A 19,260-nucleotide genomic window follows, 5' to 3' on the forward strand; every position below is an offset into this window, starting at 1 on the left:
CGTCTCGATTCGGCAGCAGCTTGCCGGACGGGTTGCGGTCACCACCGTCCGGCAAGGTAGCGTCGGCTCTTGCCATGAACCTTGCCTTCATTCCCAGTCCGTCGACGGGCGTGCTCCATCTCGGGCCGATCCCGCTGCGCGGCTACGCGTTCTGCATCATCATCGGCGTCTTCGTCGCCGTCTGGCTCGGCAACAAGCGCTGGATCGCGCGCGGCGGTAAGCCGGGCACGGTCGCGGACATCGCCGTGTGGGCGGTGCCGTTCGGCCTGGTCGGCGGTCGCCTCTACCACGTGATCACCGACTACCAGCTCTACTTCGGCGAGGGCCGCGACTGGGTCGACGCCTTCAAGATCTGGGAGGGCGGCCTCGGCATCTGGGGCGCCATCGCGCTGGGCGCGGTCGGTGCCTGGATCGGCTGTCGCCGGCGCGGCATCCCGCTGCCGGCCTGGGCCGACGCCCTGGCCCCCGGCATCGCGCTGGCCCAGGCCTGCGGACGCTGGGGCAACTGGTTCAACCAGGAGCTGTACGGCCGCGCCACCGATCTGCCGTGGGCGGTGAAGATCACCGACGGCCCGAACCGGGTCGCCGGGACCTACCACCCGACCTTCCTCTACGAGTCCCTGTGGTGCGTCGGTGTCGCCCTGCTGGTGATCTGGGCCGACCGGCGCTTCAAGCTCGGACACGGGCGGGCGTTCGCGCTGTACGTCGCGGCGTACTGCGTGGGGCGCGGCTGGATCGAGTACATGCGGGTCGACGAGGCCCACCACATCCTCGGTCTGCGGCTCAACGTCTGGACCTCGATCGTCGTCTTCGTGCTCGCCGTCGTGTACCTGGTGCTGTCGGCGAAGCTGCGGCCGGGCCGCGAGGAGGTCGTCGAGCCGGACACTGACTCCGTGGCCGGAGCCAAGGACGGCGACACCCCGGCCGGGGAGGCCGGCGCCGAGGGCGACAAGGCCGGAGACAAGGCCGAGGCCAAGGACAAGGCAGGGGCCGAGACCGGGGACAAGCCCCCGGGCGAGGTCACCGCGGACGCCGAGGGCGAAGTCGCGGCTGACGCCGGGGCCGAGGCCGGTGCCGAGCCGGTGGACGCCGAGGGCGAAGCCGACGGCAAGGACAAGGCCGAGGTCCCCGGGGCCAAGAAGCTCTGACCGCAGCGACGGTCGAAACGGGAGGGGCGCCGCGCACATCGCGCGGCGCCCCTCCCCTTTCGCGTGCGCGGGCAACCACGGGGCCGCGCCCCCGCACCGCCCCCGTCGGGGCCGTCCGCCCGCCGGGGGCGGTGCGGGTCCTGGGCGGTCGGGGGGTGGGCGGCGACTGGGCCCGCCCGCCCGGGTGCGGGGCCGGACGGGGGCACCGTTCCGGACAGCAGGCCGCTCGCGTGCGGAGGCGGGTGGCTGTCGGTCAGGAGAGGACCGGTGCGACCCTGTGGGACAGGGCCACCACCCGTTCCGCGCCCGCCAGCATCGCCGGGTCGACGAAGCGGCCGTCGGGCAGGGCCACCGCGCCCGGGGTGCGGCGGGCCGCGGCCACGATCTCCGCGGCGGCGCTGACCTCCGCCGGGCCGGGCAGGTAGGCCCGCTCGATGACCGGGAGCTGGCGCGGGTGGATCGCCGCGCGGCCCAGGAAGCCGAGGGCGCGGCCCCGGGCGCAGGAGGCGGCCAGTGCCTCCAGGTTCCGGATGTCGGGGAACACCGACTGGGCCGGCGGCGCCAGCCCGGCCGCGCGGGCCGCGACCACCACCCGGGAGCGCGGCCAGTCCAGGCCCGACTCCGCGGTGACGCCGAGGTCGGCCCGCAGGTCCGCCTCGCCCAGGGACAGCCCGCGCAGGGCGGGGTGCGCGCGGGCGATGTCGTAGGCCCGTTCCACGCCGATCGCCGATTCCAGCAGGGCGTACAGGGCCACCCCGGGGGCGCGGTCGGCGGTGGCGGTGATCTGCTCCGGCGAGGAGATCTTGGGCAGGCGCAGCCCGGCGAGGCCGTGGAGCCCGCCCAGCGCGCTGAGGTCGGCGCCGCCCCAGGGGGAGTCCAGGGCGTTGACGCGTACGTGGACCGGGACCGGATGCCGGTCGCCGAGCAGTTCGGCCGTGGCGGCGCGGGCGTACTCCTTGCGGGAGGCCGATACCGCGTCCTCCAGGTCCACGATCACGGCGTCGGCCCCGGCGTGCAGTGCCTTGGACACCACCTCGGGGCGGTCGCCGGGTACGTAGAGCCAGGTCAGGATCACAGGGCTCCTTCCGTGCGCAGTGCGGTGATCTCGGCCGGGGTGAGGCCGATCTCGGCGAGTACGGCATCGGTGTCCGCGCCGTGCGGGCGGCCCGCCCAGCGGATGGAGCCCGGGGTGTCCGAGAGCCGGAAGAGGACGTTCTGCATGCGGATCGGGCCCAGCTCCGGATCGTCTACCTCGGTGATCGTGTCCAGGGCCGCGTACTGCGGATCGGCCATGACGTCCCGTACGTCGTAGACCAGCGCGACCGCGGCCTCGGCCTCCTCGAAGGCGGCCGTCACCTCGTCCGCCTTGTGGCGGGCGATCCAGCCGCCGACCGCCTCGTCGAGCACGTCCGCGTGACCGGCCCGCCCGGAGCCCGTGGCGAACCACGGCTCGGCGATCAGCTCGGGCCGCCCCACGAGCCGCATCACCCGCTCGGCGATGGACTGGGCGGAGGTGGAGACCGCCAGCCAGCGGCCGTCCAGGCTGCGGTACGTGTTGCGGGGCGCGTTGTTGGTGGAACGGTTGCCGGTGCGCGGCTGGACGTAGCCGAGCTGGTCGTACCAGAGCGGGTGCGGCCCGAGGACGGTCAGGATCGGCTCGATGATCGCCAGGTCCACCACCTGCCCGTGCCCGGTGCGGTCGCGCCCGGCGAGCGCCGCCATCACGGCGTACGCGGTGGTCAGCGCGGCGATGGAGTCCGCGAGCCCGAACGGCGGCAGGGTCGGCGGCCCCTCCGGCTCCCCGGTGATCGCCGCGAAGCCGCTCATCGCCTCCGCGAGGGTGCCGAAGCCGGGGCGGTGGGCGTACGGGCCCTCCTGGCCGAAGGCCGTCACGCGGGTCAGGATCAGCCGCGGGTTCGCGGCGGACAGCTCGGGCCAGCCCAGGCCCCAGCGCTCCAGGGTCCCCGGGCGGAAGTTCTCGATCACCACGTCGGCGGTGGCGACCAGGCGCAGCAGGGTGTCCCGGCCGCCGGGGCTGGACAGATCTAGGGTCATCGTCCGCTTGTTGCGGCCGAGCAGCTTCCACCAGAGGCCGATGCCGTCCTTGGCGGGGCCGTGGCCGCGGGAGGGGTCGGGGCGGGTCGGGTGTTCCACCTTGACGACCTCGGCGCCGAAGTCGCCGAGCAGGGTGGCGGCGAGGGGACCGGCGAAGAGGGTGGCGAGGTCGAGGACGCGGAGCCCTCGCAGGGGCGGGGCGGGGGCGGCGTCCCGGTCGGCGGGCGTCATGAGGCGGCTCCGGAGCGGGCGAAGGTGTCGGTCTGGGAGCGGGTCGGCATCGAGTCCTGGGCGCCGGGGCGCTGCACGGACAGGGCGGCGGCCGCCGAGGCCCAGCGCAGCGCCCCGGGCATCGGCCGGCCCTCGCCCAGGGCCACGGCGAGCGCGCCGACGAAGGTGTCCCCGGCGGCGGTGGTGTCCACGGCCCGTACGCGCGGCGCGGGCACGGCCAGCGGCTCGCGGCCGCGGGCGGCGTACAACACCCCGGCCGCGCCGAGGGTGACGACCACCTCCGGCACGTCCTGGAGCAGGGCGGCCGCGGCCAGGTGCACGTCGGTGAGCCCGGTGAGGGCGGCGGCCTCGTGCTCGTTGGGCACCAACAGATCGGTGGCGGCAAGGAGTTCGGCGGGCAGCGGCTGGGCCGGGGCCGGCGTGAGGATGGTCCGTACGCCGTGGTCGCGGGCGGCCAGCGCGCCGGCGAGCACGGCCTCCAGGGGCAGTTCGAGCTGGAGGAGCAGGGAGTCGGCGGCGCCGATCCGGGCGGCGTCGCCCGGCTCCAGGGCGGTGACCAGGGCGTTGGCGCCGGGGATGACGATGATGCTGTTGCCGCCCTCGTCGTCCACGGTGATGTGCGCGGTGCCGCTGGCGCCCTCGACGGTGCGCAGGGCCGCCGTCCCGACCCCGGCGCCGGTGAGCGCGGAGCGCAGCCGTACGCCGAACTCGTCGGCCCCCACCGCGCCGATCATCACCACCTCCGCGCCGCTGCGGGCGGCGGCGACGGCCTGGTTGGCGCCCTTGCCGCCGGGGACGGTGCGGAAGTCGCGGCCGGTGACGGTCTCCCCGAGGCGGGGGGCCTTGGCGACGTAGGCGACGAGGTCCATGTTGGTACTGCCGAGCACGGCGATGGCCGTCATGGGCGGGCTGCCTCCTGTGCGGTGAGGTGGGCGAGGGTGTCGAAGCCGATGCCGTCGAAGCCGGGGACGGTGGTGGCGAGGCGGTTCTTCAACGGGGCGGTCCAGCGGTGCGGGATGGCGTCGGGGGAGCCGGCGAGCAGTCCGGCGAGGGCGCCGGCGGTGGCGCCGTTGGAGTCGGTGTCCCAGCCGCCGGACACGGCGCGGCAGACGGAGTGGGTGAAGTCCCCGTCGGCGTGGGTGAGGGCGGCGGCGATCACGGCGGCGTTGGGGACGGCGTGGACCCAGTGGTAGTGGCCGTAGCGGGCGTGGAGCAGGTTGACGACGGTATCGAACTCGGCGCCGGTGCGGTGCGCGTCCGAGGCCGCCCGGATCCCGTAGCCGACCGCCTCGGCGAGGCGGGAGCGGGGCGGTACGACGGCCAGGCCGGCCCGGAGCGCGGTGTGCACGTCGGCCCGCCCGGTGGCCGCGGTGGCGGTGGCGGCGGCGACGAACGCGGCGGCGTGGGCGCCGTTGCCGGTGTGGGTGAGCGCGGCGTCCCGGTGCGCCTGGGCCGCGGCGGCGGCCGGGTCGCCCGGGTTGGTCCAGCCGTGGACGTCCGCGCGGATCAGGGCGCCGATCCATTCGCGGAAGGGGTTGTGGTGGGTGGCGGTGGCGGGGGGCTCCAGACCTTGCAGCAGATTGCGGTACGCGACCCGCTCGGCGGTGAAGGTCCGGCCGGCCGGGAGCTCGTCGAGCCAGAGCCGGCCGACGTCGGCGGTGGTGAAGCCCTTGCCGTGGCGCTGGAGGAGGAGCAGGCCGAGGAGGGGGTAGTTGAGGTCGTCGTCCTCGGGCGTGCCGTCGATGTTCTCGGCGAGGGAGGTGGGCGCGGAGCGGCGGTTCCAGGGGTGGGCGGCGAGCACCTCCGGTGGGACGCCGCGCTCGGTGAACCAGTCGGCCAGGGGCCAGTTCCCGGCGGCCCTGGCCAGGGCCCGGATCCCGTGCAGGGGCAGCTTCTCCACGGGCTTCCCCAGCACACACCCGACGGCCCGCCCGACCCAGGCCGCCTCCAGCCTCCGGCGCAGCCCGGAGCCGGGGGCGGCCGCCCCGGCCCAGCGCCCCGCGGTGCCGTAGCCGGCCCGGGCGCCGGTGGCGGCCTCGGCCCCGGCCCCGGGCAGGCCCTCGGCCCCGGGTAGGCGCTCGGTTCCGGGCACGTCCCCGGCCTCGGTTCTGGGCCCCGGGGGGTGGGCGGGCTCGTGGCTCTGGGGGGCGGCGGGCCACGGGGCCGGGTCGGTGGGGGTGGGGAGGGCCGCCAGGGCCGTCAGGAGGTCGGTGGCCAGGACTCGGAGTTCCGGCGGGGCCGGGGCGGGGGAGGCGCCCGCCCGGGCCGGGGCGAGGTGGCCGCCCGCCGCGAGCCAGACCCGCAGCAGGGGCTCCGCGGCCTCCCCGCGGCCGTCCTCGGCGGCCTGCCGGAACTCGTGGCCGACCAGATCCTCGGGCTGCACCCAGGTCAGCCGGACGGGGACCGGGGGCTTGCCCCCGGTTTCGGGAAGGGGCGGGGTGGGGGAAGTCCCGCCCCCGGCCCGGTCCGGGCCGCGGGCCGCAGGTCCGGAGCCGGGCTCAGGCGGGGCCGGGCCGAAGGCCACCGCTCCCGTGGCGCCGCGCGTGTTCGGGGCCGGGGCCGGGGAAGCCGGTGGGAGCGCCGGGCGGGTGGGGGTCATCGGGGGGTCGTCAGGGTCGCGAAGGCGGCTTCGTGGGTGCGGCGGCGGGAGGCGTCGCGGGCGAAGACCTCCCGGGTGGTCGCGGCCAGCGAAATCGCCGGGGCGCGCAGGTCCAGACGGCTGGCCTCCGCGACCCGGTCCGCCCAGGCGGCCGGGACGGCAGCCTCGCCCGACAGGGCGCCCGCGATCGCACCGGCCATGGTCGCGATGGAGTCGCAGTCCCGGCCGTAGTTGACCGCGCCGAGCACGGAGGTCTCGTAGCGGCCGTCGGCCACGAGCAACATGCCGAGCGCGATGGGGAGTTCCTCGATGGAGTGCAGGCGGGACGGGCGCCGCGCGCCCAGGGACGGGGCGCGGTAGTCCGGGCCGACCGAGTCGTACGGGGCGACCGCCGCCCGGAGCGGCGACAGGGCCGACTCGAAGTCCCGGTGGCGGGCCGCGACTTCGCAGACCGCCGCGATGGCCTCGCGGGTGCCGTCCTTGGCCAGGGAGAGCGCGGTGTCGATGACCGAGGTGGCCGTCGCGCCCGGTGCGCACGCAGCCGCCACCGCCGCCGCGAACACCCCCGCGGCCTCCCGCCCGTACGAGGACTGGTGCGCGCCGGTGACGTCCAGCGCCTCCGCGTACGCCCCGGCCGGATTGCCCGCGTTGACGAGGCCGACCGGCGCCATGTACATCGCCGCGCCGCAGTTGACGATGTTGCCGGTGCCCGCCTCCCGCGGGTCCGCGTGCGCGTAGTGCAGCCGGGTCACGATCCACTTCTCGGCGAGGAAGATCCGCTGGAGGGGGAGGGCGTCCGCCTCCAGTTCGGGGATCCAGCGGGGGACCGTCATCAGATCCGGGACCAGGTGCTCGGCGATCGCGTACGCGTCCAGGTGGTCCCGTACGGCCTCGTAGACCCGGACCAGCGCGTGCGTCATCAGGGTGTCATCGGTGACGTGGCCGTCGCCCTTGTGGTACGGGGCGATCGGGCGGGCCGTACGCCAGTCCTCGTGCCACGGGCCGACGATGCCGCGCACCCGGCCGCCGTGCCGCTCCACGATCTGTTCCGGCGTCCAGCCCTCCACCGGGCCGCCCAGCGCGTCGCCGACGGCCGCGCCGACGAGGGCGCCGGTGATCCGGTCGTCCAGGGTGGGGGAGGGGGTGTGGGTGTGGGGCGTGGGGTCCACGGGGGTCAGGGTCGTCATGTGCGGGGCTTTCCTTGGGGCTTGGGTGAGGTGAGTTCCGTACGGGTGAGCAGCGCGGCCAGTTCGACGAGGTCGGTGCCCGCGAGGCGGGGGAGGGCGCAGCCGGAGAGGACGCGGCACGCTTCGCGCCAGGCGGCGGGGAGCGAGTCGCCGCCGCCGAGCGCGCCGGTCAGCGCGCCGGCGAGGGCGGGGGCGGAGTCCGCGACGCGCGACAGGCAGGCGGCGGCCGGGACCGCCTCCCCGACCCGGCCGCGGGCGGCGGTGGCGAGGGCCAGGGCCACGGGGACGGTTTCCGCGGCGGCGATGCCGTAGCTGTAGACGTGGTCGACGATCTGGTGCTCCAGGAGCGGGACGATCGCGAAGGCCCCGCCGGCCGCGCCCCTCTCGGCGCGGGCGAGTTTCACCGCGTGCCGGGCGTTGCGGCCGATCTCGGTGGACTCGGGGAGCTGCGCGAGGGCGGCGTCGACGGCGGCGTCCGTATCCGCCGCGGTGCAGGTCCCGGTGCTCGCGAGGGCGGTGGCGATGGCGGCGGCCATGGCGCGGGCGCCGTGGACCCCGTCGCCGTCCTGGGTGTAGCGGGCGTCGAACTCGGCGAGGTCCGCGGCCGCTTCGGGGTCCCCGGGGTGCACGACGGCGAGGACGCAGGCACGGATGCAGGCGGCGTCGTCGAAGTAGTGCGGGTTGTCGTGGCCGGTGGCGGGCGGACGCAGGCCGGCGGCGAGGTTGCCGAGGCCGGCCCGGACGGAGATCCGGGCCCGGAGGGGCAGGACGGCGGACTCGACCTCGGGCGCGCGTTCCGCTGCCGCGGCGACCTCGCTGGCCAGGGCGTTCCAGGCGAGGTCGATGGCGGCGCGCATGCGGCGGGACCGGGAGAGGTCGCTGAGCAGCACCCCGGCGGCGGTGAGGACCGACTCGGCGGCGAAGGCGGCCCATTCGGCGTCGTCGGAGGGGCCGAGGCGCAGCGGCTCCGGGGGCTGGTTGAGGGCGATGGGGACGGGGAGGGTGGTGGTGGCGTTCTGCTCGGCGAAGGTGTCGAGCTCGCGGGTGAGGCGGCGGGTCCACTCGGGCATCCGGCTGGCGCGGTGGCGGGCCGCGGGCCATCCGGCGGCGTCGCCGGCGGCGAGCCCGAGGAGGAGCCCCTCGATCCGGCGGGGGCCGACGGGGTCGGCCTCGGTTCGGGGGGCTGTGGCCGTGGCCGTGGCCGTACGGGGCTGCGCGTCCCGCGGTGCGGGTCCCGACGGGGCGGTGAGCGGGCGGCCCGCACCCTCCGCCGGGGCGGTGCGGGTCGCCGCAACGGTGTCGGTGCCAGTGGTGGCCCGGGCCCCTGGCGAGGTGGTGCCCGGCGGGGCTTCCGGCGGGGCGGTGTGGGGCCGTCCGGGCCCGGTCGCGGCACGCGGCGGCGGGGCGTCCCGGCCGGGGGCGGTCCCGTTCGGGGGCGGGGTGCCGCCCGTGGTCCCCCGGCCGGGCGCGTCCACCGCGCCGGCGGTACGGGCCTGCGCGCGCGGCGGGGCGTCGTGCTCGGCCGGGGCCGGCTCCGGGGCGGGGGGACTTTCCCCGTACCCGCCCCTTCCCGAAACCGGGGGCAGGCCCCCGGGCCCCCGGACGGGGGCGGCCGTCGTCCCCGCCGCCCCGGGAGCGGCGTGGCCCCGTACCGCGGGAGCGGATCGGAGGAACTCGGGCACCGGCGTGCCGGCGGCCCCCCGGCCCAGGGCCGAGCCGGTCGGGGTACCGCCGCGTGGGGTCTCCCCGGCCGGGGTATCGCCTTCCGGGTCCCGCCCGGTGAAGGCGTCGGCCGGATTCCGCCCGGTCAGGGTGTGGCCCTCCGGGCTCCGCCCGGCCGGAGTGTCGCCCTCCGGGTCCGACTCGCTGAGGGCGTCAGCCGGGTTCGGTCCGGCCGGGGTGTGGCCCTCCGGGTCCGGCCCGGGCAGGGTGTCGGCCGGGTTCGGCCCCGGCAGGGTGTCGGCCTTTCGGGGCTGCTCGGCCTCGGGGGTGTCCCGTGGGGGCGGGCCCGGTGGGTCCGTGAGGGGGGCCGGTTCCCGGGGCGGGGTCTTCGTGGACGGGGGCGTCGGGGTCAGGGTCATCGGGGGGTCTCGGTTTCCGGGGTGAGGAGGTCCGCGATGTCCAGGACGTGGTAGCCGCGCATCGAGGGGAGGCAGCTGCCGCGGACCGGGCCGATCACCGAGGACCAGGCGGCCGGGATGGCGGGGGCGCCGGACATCGCGCCGGCGAGCGCGCCCGCGACGGCGGCCGTGGTGTCCGCGTCGCGGCCCATGTTGACCGCCATGAGGACGGAGGAGGCGAAGTCGCCGCCGCACGCGGCGAACGCGCCGAAGGCGAGGCCGACCGCCTCCGGGGCCAGGTCCGTCCAGGGGTAGCCGCCGATGACCACCGCCGAACGCACCGCCCGCTCGCCGCGCGGAGCGGCCGTCACGGCCCGGCGCAGGGAGCGGGCCGTCCAGGAGTCCGAGGGGATGACCGAGAGGGCCGCCGAGATGACGGAGGCCGCCGAGCCCCCGGCCATCGCCGCCGCGACCCCCGCCGCGACGGCCTGGCCGCCGTAGATGCCCTCGCCGTCGTGGCTGACGCAGCCGTCGATGGCGACCAGCCGGGCGGCCTCGGCGGGCCGGCCCGCCGCGAAGACGCCGAAGGGGGCCGCCCGCATGGCCAGACCGTCCGACCAGGCGTGCCGGTGCTGGGCGGAGATGGGGGCCGCCAGGCCCCGGCGGAGGTTCTCCAGGGTGCCGCGTTCCGAGAAGCCCGCGCCGCGGAACGGGCCTTCGTCCAGGTCCGCGATCCAGTGGTGCCACGCCCGTTCCACGTGCGCGACCGTCAGCGCCGATCCGTGGCGGGCCAGCAGCAGCCCCGAGAAGATCGCGTACTCGGTGTCGTCCGTGCCCGCCGGGTCGTCCGAGACGAAGCCCTCGATCCGGCCCCACTTCGCCCGGATCTCCGACGGCTTCATGTTCTCCGCGGGGGCGCCCAGCGCGTCACCCACCGCGAGTCCGAGAAGAGCGCCCCGGGCCCGTTCGAGGAGGACCTGCGGATTGCATGCAATCAGCTCCATGGCGCGCCTCTCCACTTGATGGGACTCATATTGAGCCCTTGGGGGATTTGTGCCATGGCATGTGGTTTGTCGCTCGTCGCGAAACACCCGCCGCGCACCGCCGTCACCCGGTCGCCGATCCCCAAAACCCCAGGTAAGTACGGCCTTCCTTGCTGGCGGGCGGCGAAAATCGTGCGTAGTTTCGAGGTGTTCAGGGGGAGTGGGTGTCCGCGCGTCGTCCATGGCACAGCTCTGCGCACTCATTCGTACAAAAGGGGAGATAGGCCGACATGTCCATCATCGATATCGAAGCACCGCTTCACACCGCCCACCGCGACAACCACACCCACCGTGACGTCAACGGCGGATGGCTGCGCCCGGCGGTCTTCGGTGCGATGGACGGGCTCGTCTCCAACCTCGCGCTCATGACCGGCGTGGCCGGCGGCGCCGTCGCCCCGCACGTCATCGTGGTCACCGGCCTGGCCGGCCTCGCCGCCGGAGCCTTCTCCATGGCGGCGGGGGAGTACACCTCGGTCGCCTCGCAGCGCGAGCTCGTGCTCGCCGAACTGGACATAGAGCGCCAGCAGTTGCACAAGCACCCCATCGATGAGATGGAGGAGCTGGCCGAGCTCTACGTCTCGCGCGGCGTCGAGCCGGCGCTGGCCCGCGAGGTGGCCATGCAGCTGTCCCGCGACCCGGAGCAGGCGCTGGAGATCCACGCCCGCGAGGAGCTCGGGATCGACCCGGACGACCTGCCGTCGCCGATGGTCGCGGCCGTGTCCTCCTTCGGATCGTTCGCGCTCGGCGCGCTCGTCCCGCTGCTGCCCTACCTGCTCGGCGTGAGCGTCCTGTGGCCCGCGGTGCTCGCGGCCCTGGTGGGGCTCTTCCTCTGCGGCGCGGTGGTCTCCCGGGTCACGGCCCGGTCCTGGTGGTACAGCGGGCTGCGCCAGCTCGTCCTGGGTGGCGCGGCCGCGGGTGTGACGTACATCCTGGGAACCTGGATCGGCGGAGCCGTAGGCTGACCGTGCAGGGAGTGAGACACTATGCAGTAGGCAACATAAGTAGTCAGTTACTCGGCGGTTTCGAACCTGTGTCCGCCGGGCATCACTCCCTGGGCGCCGGGCAATGAGGCCCGCCCCGTACCGGGACCTTCGTCCCGTGTCCCGATGGCAGGACACCTGCGAAAGTCCCCTCTTGCCTGCCCCGTGCAGTGTCCGCATGCTGGAATGGCATATCCGCTTCTCGGGATTGTCGTCATCATGTAATCTGCACGAAATTTCGCAGAGGGCCAACGTCGTCCCTCGGCTATGCACATATGCCACGACGACGACGGGAGAGCCGATGCGTTCCGCATCCACGCACTCCGCGACCGGCCTCAGCAACACCGCCTGGTCGCCCATGGACGGTCGCCCCGCCCAGCAGGGCATGTACGACCCGCGCAACGAGCACGACGCCTGTGGCGTCGGCTTTGTGGCCAACCTCACCGGCGAGGCCAGCCACACGCTGGTCGAGCAGGCGCTGACCGTATTGCGGAACCTCGAGCACCGAGGCGCCACCGGATCCGAGCCCGACTCGGGCGACGGCGCCGGCATCCTCTCCCAGGTCCCGGACGCGTTCCTGCGCGACGTGGCCGGTTTCGACCTTCCCGAGGCCGGCGCGTACGCCGTCGGCATCGCCTTCCTCCCCGCCGACGGCACCGCACAGGCCGTCGCCGTGGAGCAGATCGAGGCCATCGCCGCCGAGGAGAACCTCACGGTTCTCGGCTGGCGCGAGGTTCCGGTCACCCCCGACCTGCTCGGCAACGGCGCCCGCGCCACCATGCCGGCCTTCTCGCAGCTCTTCGTGAGCAACGGGACGTCGGGCATCGAGCTGGACCGCAAGGCCTTCGTGCTGCGCAAGCGCGCCGAGCGCGAGGCCGGGGTCTACTTCCCGTCGCTCTCCGCCCGCACGATCGTCTACAAGGGCATGCTGACCACCGGCCAGCTGGAGCCGTTCTTCCCGGACCTCTCCGACCGCCGCTTCGCCTCCGCGATCGCCCTGGTCCACTCCCGGTTCTCGACGAACACCTTCCCGTCGTGGCCGCTGGCCCACCCGTACCGCTTCGTCGCGCACAACGGCGAGATCAACACGGTCAAGGGCAACCGGAACTGGATGCGGGCCCGCGAGTCCCAGCTGGCCTCCGGCCTCTTCGGCGAGGGCGCCCTGGAGCGGATCTTCCCGATCTGCACCCCGGACGCCTCCGACTCGGCCTCCTTCGACGAGGTCCTGGAGCTGCTCCACCTCGGCGGCCGTTCGCTGCCGCACAGCGTGCTGATGATGATCCCGGAGGCGTGGGAGAACCACACCTCCATGTCGCCGGCCCGCCGCGCGTTCTACAAGTACCACTCCACGCAGATGGAGCCGTGGGACGGCCCCGCCTGCGTCACCTTCACCGACGGCACCCAGGTCGGCGCGGTCCTCGACCGCAACGGTCTGCGCCCCGGCCGCTACTGGGTCACCGACGACGACTTCGTCGTGCTCTCCTCCGAGGTCGGCGTCCTGGACATCGACCCGGCCAAGGTCGTCCGCAAGGGCCGCCTGCAGCCCGGCAAGATGTTCCTCGTCGACACCGCCCAGAAGCGGATCATCGAAGACGACGAGATCAAGGACGCGCTGGCCGCCGAGCACCCGTACGCCGAATGGCTGGAGACGGGCGAGATCGAGCTGACGGACCTGCCCGAGCGTGAGCACGTCGTGCACACCCACGCCTCGGTCACCCGCCGCCAGCAGACCTTCGGCTACACCGAGGAAGAGCTCCGCGTCATCCTCGCGCCGATGGCCCGTACCGCCGGCGAGCCGCTCGGCTCCATGGGTACGGACTCCCCGATCGCGGCCCTGTCCGAGCGCCCCCGGCTGCTCTTCGACTACTTCACCCAGCTCTTCGCGCAGGTCACCAACCCGCCGCTGGACGCCATCCGCGAGGAGCTCGTCACCTCGCTGCTGTCCTCGCTCGGCCCGCAGGGCAACCTGCTGGAGCCGACCGCCGCGTCCTGCCGCAGCGTCACGCTGCCGTTCCCGGTGATCGACAACGACGAGCTGGCCAAGCTCATCCACGTCAACGCCGACGGCGACATGCCGGGCATGAAGGCCGCCACCCTCTCGGGCCTGTACCGGGTCTCGGGCGGCGGCGCGGCACTGGCCGCCCGCATCGAGGAGATCCGCGGCGAGGTCGACGCGGCCATCGCGAACGGCGCGCACCTGATCGTCCTCTCGGACCGTCACTCCGACGCCGAGCACGCGCCGATCCCGTCGCTGCTGCTCACCTCGGCCGTGCACCACCACCTCATCGCCACCAAGCAGCGCACCCAGGTGGGTCTGCTGATCGAGGCCGGCGACGTCCGCGAGGTCCACCACGTCGCGCTGCTCATCGGCTACGGCGCGGCCGCGGTCAACCCGTACCTCGCCATGGAGTCCGTCGAGGACCTCCTGAGCGCCGGTACCTTCCTGTCCGGCCTGGAGCCGGAGCAGGCCATCAAGAACCTGATCTACGCGCTCGGCAAGGGCGTCCTGAAGGTCATGTCCAAGATGGGCATCTCCACCGTCGCCTCCTACCGCGGCGCGCAGGTCTTCGAGGCCGTCGGCCTGAACGAGGAGTTCGTCGCGGCCTACTTCGCGGGCACCGCCACGAAGATCGGCGGCGCCGGCCTGGACGTCATCGCCAAGGAGGTGGCCGCGCGCCACACCAAGGCGTACCCGGCCTCCGGCATCGCGGCCACGCACCGCGCGCTGGAGATCGGCGGCGAGTACCAGTGGCGCCGCGAGGGCGAGCCGCACCTGTTCGACCCGGACACGGTCTTCCGCCTGCAGCACGCCACGCGCAACCGCCGGTACGACATCTTCAAGCAGTACACGGACCGGGTGAACGAGCAGTCCGAGCGCCTCATGACGCTCCGCGGGCTCTTCGGCTTCAAGACCGATGGTCCGGCGGCACGTCCGTCGATCTCCATCGACGAGGTCGAGTCGGTCGCCGACATCGTCAAGCGCTTCTCCACCGGCGCCATGTCGTACGGCTCCATCTCCAAGGAGGCGCACGAGACCCTCGCCATCGCCATGAACCAGTTGGGCGCCAAGTCCAACACCGGTGAGGGCGGCGAGGACCCGGACCGCCTGTACGACCCGGCGCGCCGCTCCTCCATCAAGCAGGTCGCCTCCGGCCGCTTCGGTGTCACGAGCGAGTACCTGGTCAACGCGGACGACATCCAGATCAAGATGGCGCAGGGTGCCAAGCCCGGCGAGGGCGGCCAGCTGCCCGGCCACAAGGTCTACCCGTGGGTCGCCAAGACCCGGCACTCCACCCCGGGTGTCGGCCTGATCTCCCCGCCGCCGCACCACGACATCTACTCCATCGAGGACCTGGCTCAGCTGATCCACGACCTCAAGAACGCCAACCCGGTCGCCCGCATCCACGTGAAGCTGGTCTCCGAGGTCGGCGTGGGTACGGTCGCGGCCGGTGTCTCCAAGGCCCACGCGGACGTCGTCCTCATCTCCGGCCACGACGGCGGTACGGGCGCCTCCCCGCTCACCTCGCTGAAGCACGCGGGCGGTCCCTGGGAGCTCGGCCTCGCCGAGACCCAGCAGACCCTGCTGCTCAACGGGCTGCGCGACCGCATCGTGGTCCAGACGGACGGCCAGCTCAAGACCGGCCGCGACGTCATCATCGCCGCGCTGCTCGGCGCCGAGGAGTTCGGTTTCGCGACCGCGCCGCTCGTCGTCTCCGGCTGCGTCATGATGCGCGTCTGCCACCTGGACACCTGCCCGGTCGGCATCGCCACCCAGAACCCGGTCCTGCGCGACCGCTTCTCCGGCAAGCCCGAGTTCGTCGTCAACTTCTTCGAGTTCATCGCGGAGGAGGTGCGCGAGCTCCTCGCCGAGCTGGGCTTCCGCACCATCGAGGAGGCCGTCGGCCACGCCGAGCTCCTCGACACCAGCAAGGCCGTCACGCACTGGAAGGCGCAGGGTCTCGACCTGGAGCCGCTCTTCTACGTGCCGGAGCTGCCCGAGGGCGCGGTCCGCCACGCCCTGATCGAGCAGGACCACGGTCTGGAGAAGGCGCTCGACAACGAGCTCATCCGCCTCGCCGCGGACGCGCTGAACGCCGACTCGGCCGAGACCGCGCAGCCGGTCCGCGCCCAGGTCGCGATCCGCAACATCAACCGCACGGTCGGCACCATGCTCGGCCACGAGGTCACGAAGAGGTTCGGTGGCGCGGGCCTGCCCGACAACACCATCGACCTGACCTTCACCGGCTCCGCCGGCCAGTCCTTCGGCGCCTTCCTCCCCAAGGGCGTGACCCTGCGCCTGGAGGGCGACGCCAACGACTACGTCGGCAAGGGCCTCTCCGGCGGCCGTGTCGTGGTCCGTCCGGACCGCGGCGCCGACCACCTGGCCGAGTACTCGACCATCGCGGGCAACACGATCGGCTACGGCGCCACCGGCGGCGAGCTGTTCCTGCGCGGCCGCACCGGCGAGCGCTTCTGCGTCCGCAACTCCGGCGCCCTGGTCGTCTCGGAAGGCGTGGGCGACCACGGCTGCGAGTACATGACCGGCGGCACCGCGGTCGTCCTCGGTGAGACGGGCCGCAACTTCGCGGCGGGCATGTCGGGCGGCGTCGCGTACGTCATCGACCTGGACCCGGCCAACGTCAACGTCGGCAACACGGGCGCGCTCGAAGCCCTCTCCGACACCGACTCCCAGTGGCTGCACGATGTGGTGCGCCGCCACGAGGAGGAGACCGGCTCGACCGTGGCCGCGAAGCTCCTGGCTGACTGGACCGCCTCGGCGGCCCGCTTCAGCAAGATCATCCCGACCACGTACAAGGCAGTGCTCGCCGCCAAGGACGCCGCTGAGCTCGCCGGACTCTCCGAGTCCGAGACCACGGAGAAGATGATGGAGGCGGCGACCAATGGCTGACCCGAAGGGCTTCCTCACCACCCCCCGCGAGACCGCCTGCACCCGTCCTGTGGCCGAGCGCCTCAAGGACTGGAACGAGGTCTACGTTCCGGGCTCGCTGCTGCCGATCATCAGCAAGCAGGCCGGCCGCTGCATGGACTGCGGCATTCCGTTCTGCCACAACGGCTGCCCGCTCGGGAACCTGATCCCCGAGTGGAACGACTTCGCGTACCGCGAGGACTGGACCGCGGCCTCGGAGCGCCTGCACGCGACGAACAACTTCCCGGAGTTCACCGGGCGGCTGTGCCCGGCTCCCTGCGAGTCGGCGTGCGTGCTCGGCATCAACCAGCCGGCCGTCACCATCAAGAACGTCGAAGTCTCGATCATCGACAAGGCGTGGGACAACGGCGACGTCACCCCCCAGGCGCCCGAGCGCCTGTCGGGCAAGACCGCCGCGGTCATCGGCTCCGGCCCGGCGGGTCTCGCCGCGGCCCAGCAGCTGACCCGGGCCGGCCACACCGTGGTGGTGTACGAGCGCGCCGACCGCATCGGCGGGCTGCTGCGCTACGGCATCCCCGAGTTCAAGATGGAGAAGGTGCACATCAACCGCCGCATCGAGCAGATGCGCGCGGAGGGCACCAAGTTCCGTACCGGCGTCGAGGTCGGCCGCGACATCACCGCCACCGACCTGCGCAAGCGGTTCGACGCGGTCGTCATCGCGGCGGGCGCGACGATCTCCCGCGACCTCCCGGTCCCGGGCCGCGACCTGAACGGCATCCACTTCGCGATGGAGTACCTCCCCCTCGCGAACAAGGTGCAGGAGGGCGACTTCATGGCGCCCCCCATCACGGCCGAGGGCAAGCACGTGGTCGTCATCGGCGGCGGCGACACCGGCGCGGACTGCGTGGGCACCGCCCACCGCCAGGGCGCGGCCTCGGTCACGCAGCTGGAGATCATGCCGCGTCCCTCCGAGGACCGGCCGACCGGCCAGCCCTGGCCGACCTTCCCCATGCTGTACAAGGTCACCTCTGCTCACGAGGAGGGCGGCGAGCGGATCTACTCCGTCTCCACCACCCACTTCGAGGGCGACGAGGACGGCAACGTCAAGGCCCTCCACCTCGTCGAGGTCGCCTTCGAGGACGGCAAGCTCGTCCAGAAGCCCGGCACCGAGCGCGTCCTCCCCGCGCAGCTGGTCACCCTGGCGATGGGCTTCACCGGCACCGACCAGGAGAACGGCCTCACGGCGCAGTTCGGCCTGGCGATGGACGCCCGCGGCAACATCGAGCGCGACGCCTCCTACGCGACCAACGTCGACGGCGTCTTCGTCGCCGGCGACGCCGGCCGCGGCCAGTCGCTCATCGTCTGGGCCATCGCGGAAGGCCGCTCGGCCGCCCGCGGCGTGGACCGCTTCCTGACCGGCACCAGCGCCCTCCCGTACCCGGTCAAGCCGACGGACCGCTCGATCACCGTCTGATCCTCGACGCCGTGCTCGCACCGTCGGGTGGTCATTGAGGTTGAGCAGTACCCCCGGCCCGGGCCGGGACCCCTCATACGGTCCGTACAACGGTGTACGGGACTCTGACACAACGCCCGCCACGTCCCCGACCAGGGGTGGCGGGCGTTGTGGCGTTCCGGGGCAGTCAGGCTTCGGGCGTGAACTCGTACTGGAGCTCGTACAGGTGGCTCGCCTTCAGCATCACGGTGACCTCGATCGGCTGCGTCTCCGCTCCGTACACCGTACGGAGGGTCCGCAGGACGGGCAGGTCGCCGGGCAGCCGTAGGGCGGTGTACTGCTCCTGGGTCGCGACGCGGGCGGAGAGCCGGTCCACGCTGCGGTGGGGCGGGAAGCCGAGCTCGGCCAGGAGGGTCGGAGTGCCGCCACGGATTCGGCGGGGTTCCGCCAGGGCGGTGCCGCGTGCGAGGTCGGGCGGGTAGTACGAGCTCACCAGCTCGGCGGGTTCGCCGTCGATGCTCAGGAGTTGGTGCCTGCACACGGCGGGGCTGCCCACCGCGAGGCCGAGCGCGGCAGCGACGTCGCCGACGACCGGGACCTCTTCCACCGCCAGCAGGGTGCTGTGAGCCGCGCGGGCCGGTTCCGACGCTTCGGCGAGCCATGGGTAGGCGGCCCCGTCCACAGCCGGTGTCAGGGAGCCGGCCGGGCGAACGGTCCGTTGCCGGGTGTCCCGTACGGTCACGGCCGAGCCCGCACGGCCCAGAGCCAGTCCCTCGTCCTTGAGGAGCTGGACGGCCTTCTGGATCGTGGCGTTGGAGGCGTCGAACCGGGCTTTCAGCCGCGCGGTCGAAGGCAGCTTCGATCCGGGCGCGAGGCCGCCGCTCATGATCTCGTCCCGCAGATCGGCGGCGATGCGGGCGTGGAGCGGCCGGGGGTCGGGGCCTGCGGCTTCGGAAGGGGACAGGGTCATGCGACCTCGATGTCGATCTCGTACCGCAGTTGCTGGCGTCCGGCAGGCATGATCATCACGTCGGCCTGGATCGGCCGGCCCGCGGAGTCATAGGTGGTGCGGGCGAGTTGGAGGACCGGCTCGACCGGCCCGAGGCGCAGTTGCTCCTGTTCCTCGGGTCCCGGCATCCGGGCCGTCACGTTCTCGACCGCCCGTACGCCGATGTATCCCAGCCCGGCCAGCAGGGTCACCGCACCACCTCGGATCTTCGCGGTTCCGGCCAGAGGGGTGCCCGCGGCGATGTCGGCAGGGTAGTAGGTGTCGGTCAATTCGGTTGGTTGGCCGTCGAGTTCGATGATCCGGCGGCGGGCGATGACGGTCTCCCCGCTCGCGAGGTCGAGCATCAGGGCGACCTCGGCCGGGGTGTCGGCCTCGCCGGCGTGCAGGATGCGCTGCGCGCCGCGGCGGCCCGCGGCCTCGGCCTCGGCGGTCCAGGCGTCTGAGGCCCCGTCGGCGCGCGGGGTCAGGTAAGGCATCGACGTGCTGGTCCATCCGCTGCCGTTCACGCTGCCTCCTGAGTGTCCGTCGAGCTCTGGCGGTGCCCACGTTAAGCGACGCCTTCGCGCGATCCCAGCCTGCAACCTTGCTGGCTTTCGCGAATAGCGAT

General features: G+C 73.7%; 13 protein-coding genes. 4 read left to right on the forward strand and 9 right to left on the reverse strand.

Annotation, left to right across the window (positions count from 1 at the left end; translation table 11 throughout):
* Positions 1–74: 74 nt before the first annotated feature.
* A complete protein-coding gene (lgt, locus tag OG730_RS30355; RefSeq protein WP_327307213.1) occupies positions 75–1,148 on the forward strand; it encodes a prolipoprotein diacylglyceryl transferase in 1,074 nt (357 codons plus the stop codon).
* 253 nt (positions 1,149–1,401) lie between these two features.
* Here lgt and OG730_RS30360 read toward each other — a convergent pair whose 3' ends face one another.
* The 7 genes from OG730_RS30360 to OG730_RS30390 form a co-directional block, all read right to left on the reverse strand.
* A complete protein-coding gene (locus OG730_RS30360; protein WP_327307214.1) occupies positions 1,402–2,223 on the reverse strand; it encodes an HpcH/HpaI aldolase/citrate lyase family protein in 822 nt (273 codons plus the stop codon).
* Complete coding sequence (locus OG730_RS30365; RefSeq protein WP_327307215.1) at positions 2,220–3,434, reverse strand: CaiB/BaiF CoA transferase family protein; 1,215 nt, start codon at positions 3,432–3,434, stop codon at positions 2,220–2,222. Before OG730_RS30365 ends, OG730_RS30360 begins: the two co-directional genes overlap by 4 nt.
* The gene (gene rbsK / locus OG730_RS30370) at positions 3,431–4,336 is read right to left on the reverse strand and encodes a ribokinase (RefSeq protein ID WP_327307216.1); all 906 of its coding nucleotides are present in this window, start codon (positions 4,334–4,336) and stop codon (positions 3,431–3,433) included. Before rbsK ends, OG730_RS30365 begins: the two co-directional genes overlap by 4 nt.
* Positions 4,333–6,033 (reverse strand): ADP-ribosylglycohydrolase family protein, encoded by a 1,701-nt coding sequence (locus OG730_RS30375; RefSeq protein ID WP_327307217.1) that lies wholly within the window; start codon positions 6,031–6,033, stop codon positions 4,333–4,335. The genes rbsK and OG730_RS30375 overlap by 4 nt, the downstream gene beginning before the upstream one ends.
* Positions 6,030–7,220, reverse strand: coding sequence for an ADP-ribosylglycohydrolase family protein (locus OG730_RS30380; protein ID WP_327307218.1), 1,191 nt, complete (start codon positions 7,218–7,220; stop codon positions 6,030–6,032). Before OG730_RS30380 ends, OG730_RS30375 begins: the two co-directional genes overlap by 4 nt.
* A complete protein-coding gene (locus OG730_RS30385; RefSeq protein WP_442815222.1) occupies positions 7,217–8,695 on the reverse strand; it encodes an ADP-ribosylglycohydrolase family protein in 1,479 nt (492 codons plus the stop codon). The genes OG730_RS30380 and OG730_RS30385 overlap by 4 nt, the downstream gene beginning before the upstream one ends.
* Positions 8,696–9,297: 602 nt before the next feature.
* Positions 9,298–10,284, reverse strand: coding sequence for an ADP-ribosylglycohydrolase family protein (locus tag OG730_RS30390; RefSeq protein ID WP_266909514.1), 987 nt, complete (start codon positions 10,282–10,284; stop codon positions 9,298–9,300).
* Between the two features lie 269 nt (positions 10,285–10,553).
* On the opposite strand from OG730_RS30390, the gene OG730_RS30395 reads away from it, so the two are divergent.
* The 3 genes from OG730_RS30395 (at position 10,554) to OG730_RS30405 (ending at position 17,665) form a co-directional block, all read left to right on the forward strand.
* Positions 10,554–11,285, forward strand: a complete 732-nt coding sequence (locus tag OG730_RS30395; RefSeq protein WP_327307220.1) for a VIT1/CCC1 transporter family protein — start codon at positions 10,554–10,556, stop codon at positions 11,283–11,285.
* Positions 11,286–11,661: 376 nt separating this feature from the next.
* Entirely contained in the window at positions 11,662–16,212 is a 4,551-nt protein-coding gene (gene gltB / locus OG730_RS30400; RefSeq protein WP_327309485.1) for a glutamate synthase large subunit, read from the forward strand.
* Entirely contained in the window at positions 16,205–17,665 is a 1,461-nt protein-coding gene (locus tag OG730_RS30405) for a glutamate synthase subunit beta (protein ID WP_327307221.1), read from the forward strand. Before gltB ends, OG730_RS30405 begins: the two co-directional genes overlap by 8 nt.
* A 166-nt stretch (positions 17,666–17,831) precedes the next feature.
* On the opposite strand, the gene OG730_RS30410 is transcribed toward OG730_RS30405, so the two are convergent.
* Both OG730_RS30410 and OG730_RS30415 read right to left on the reverse strand, forming a co-directional pair.
* Positions 17,832–18,614: a GntR family transcriptional regulator gene (locus OG730_RS30410; RefSeq protein WP_327307222.1), complete on the reverse strand. Its 783-nt coding sequence runs from the start codon at positions 18,612–18,614 to the stop codon at positions 17,832–17,834.
* Entirely contained in the window at positions 18,611–19,159 is a 549-nt protein-coding gene (locus OG730_RS30415; RefSeq protein WP_327307223.1) for a GntR family transcriptional regulator, read from the reverse strand. Before OG730_RS30415 ends, OG730_RS30410 begins: the two co-directional genes overlap by 4 nt.
* Positions 19,160–19,260: the final 101 nt, after the last annotated feature.

It is taken from the genome of Streptomyces sp. NBC_01298, assembly GCF_035978755.1.
Taxonomy (GTDB): Bacteria; Actinomycetota; Actinomycetes; order Streptomycetales; family Streptomycetaceae; genus Streptomyces.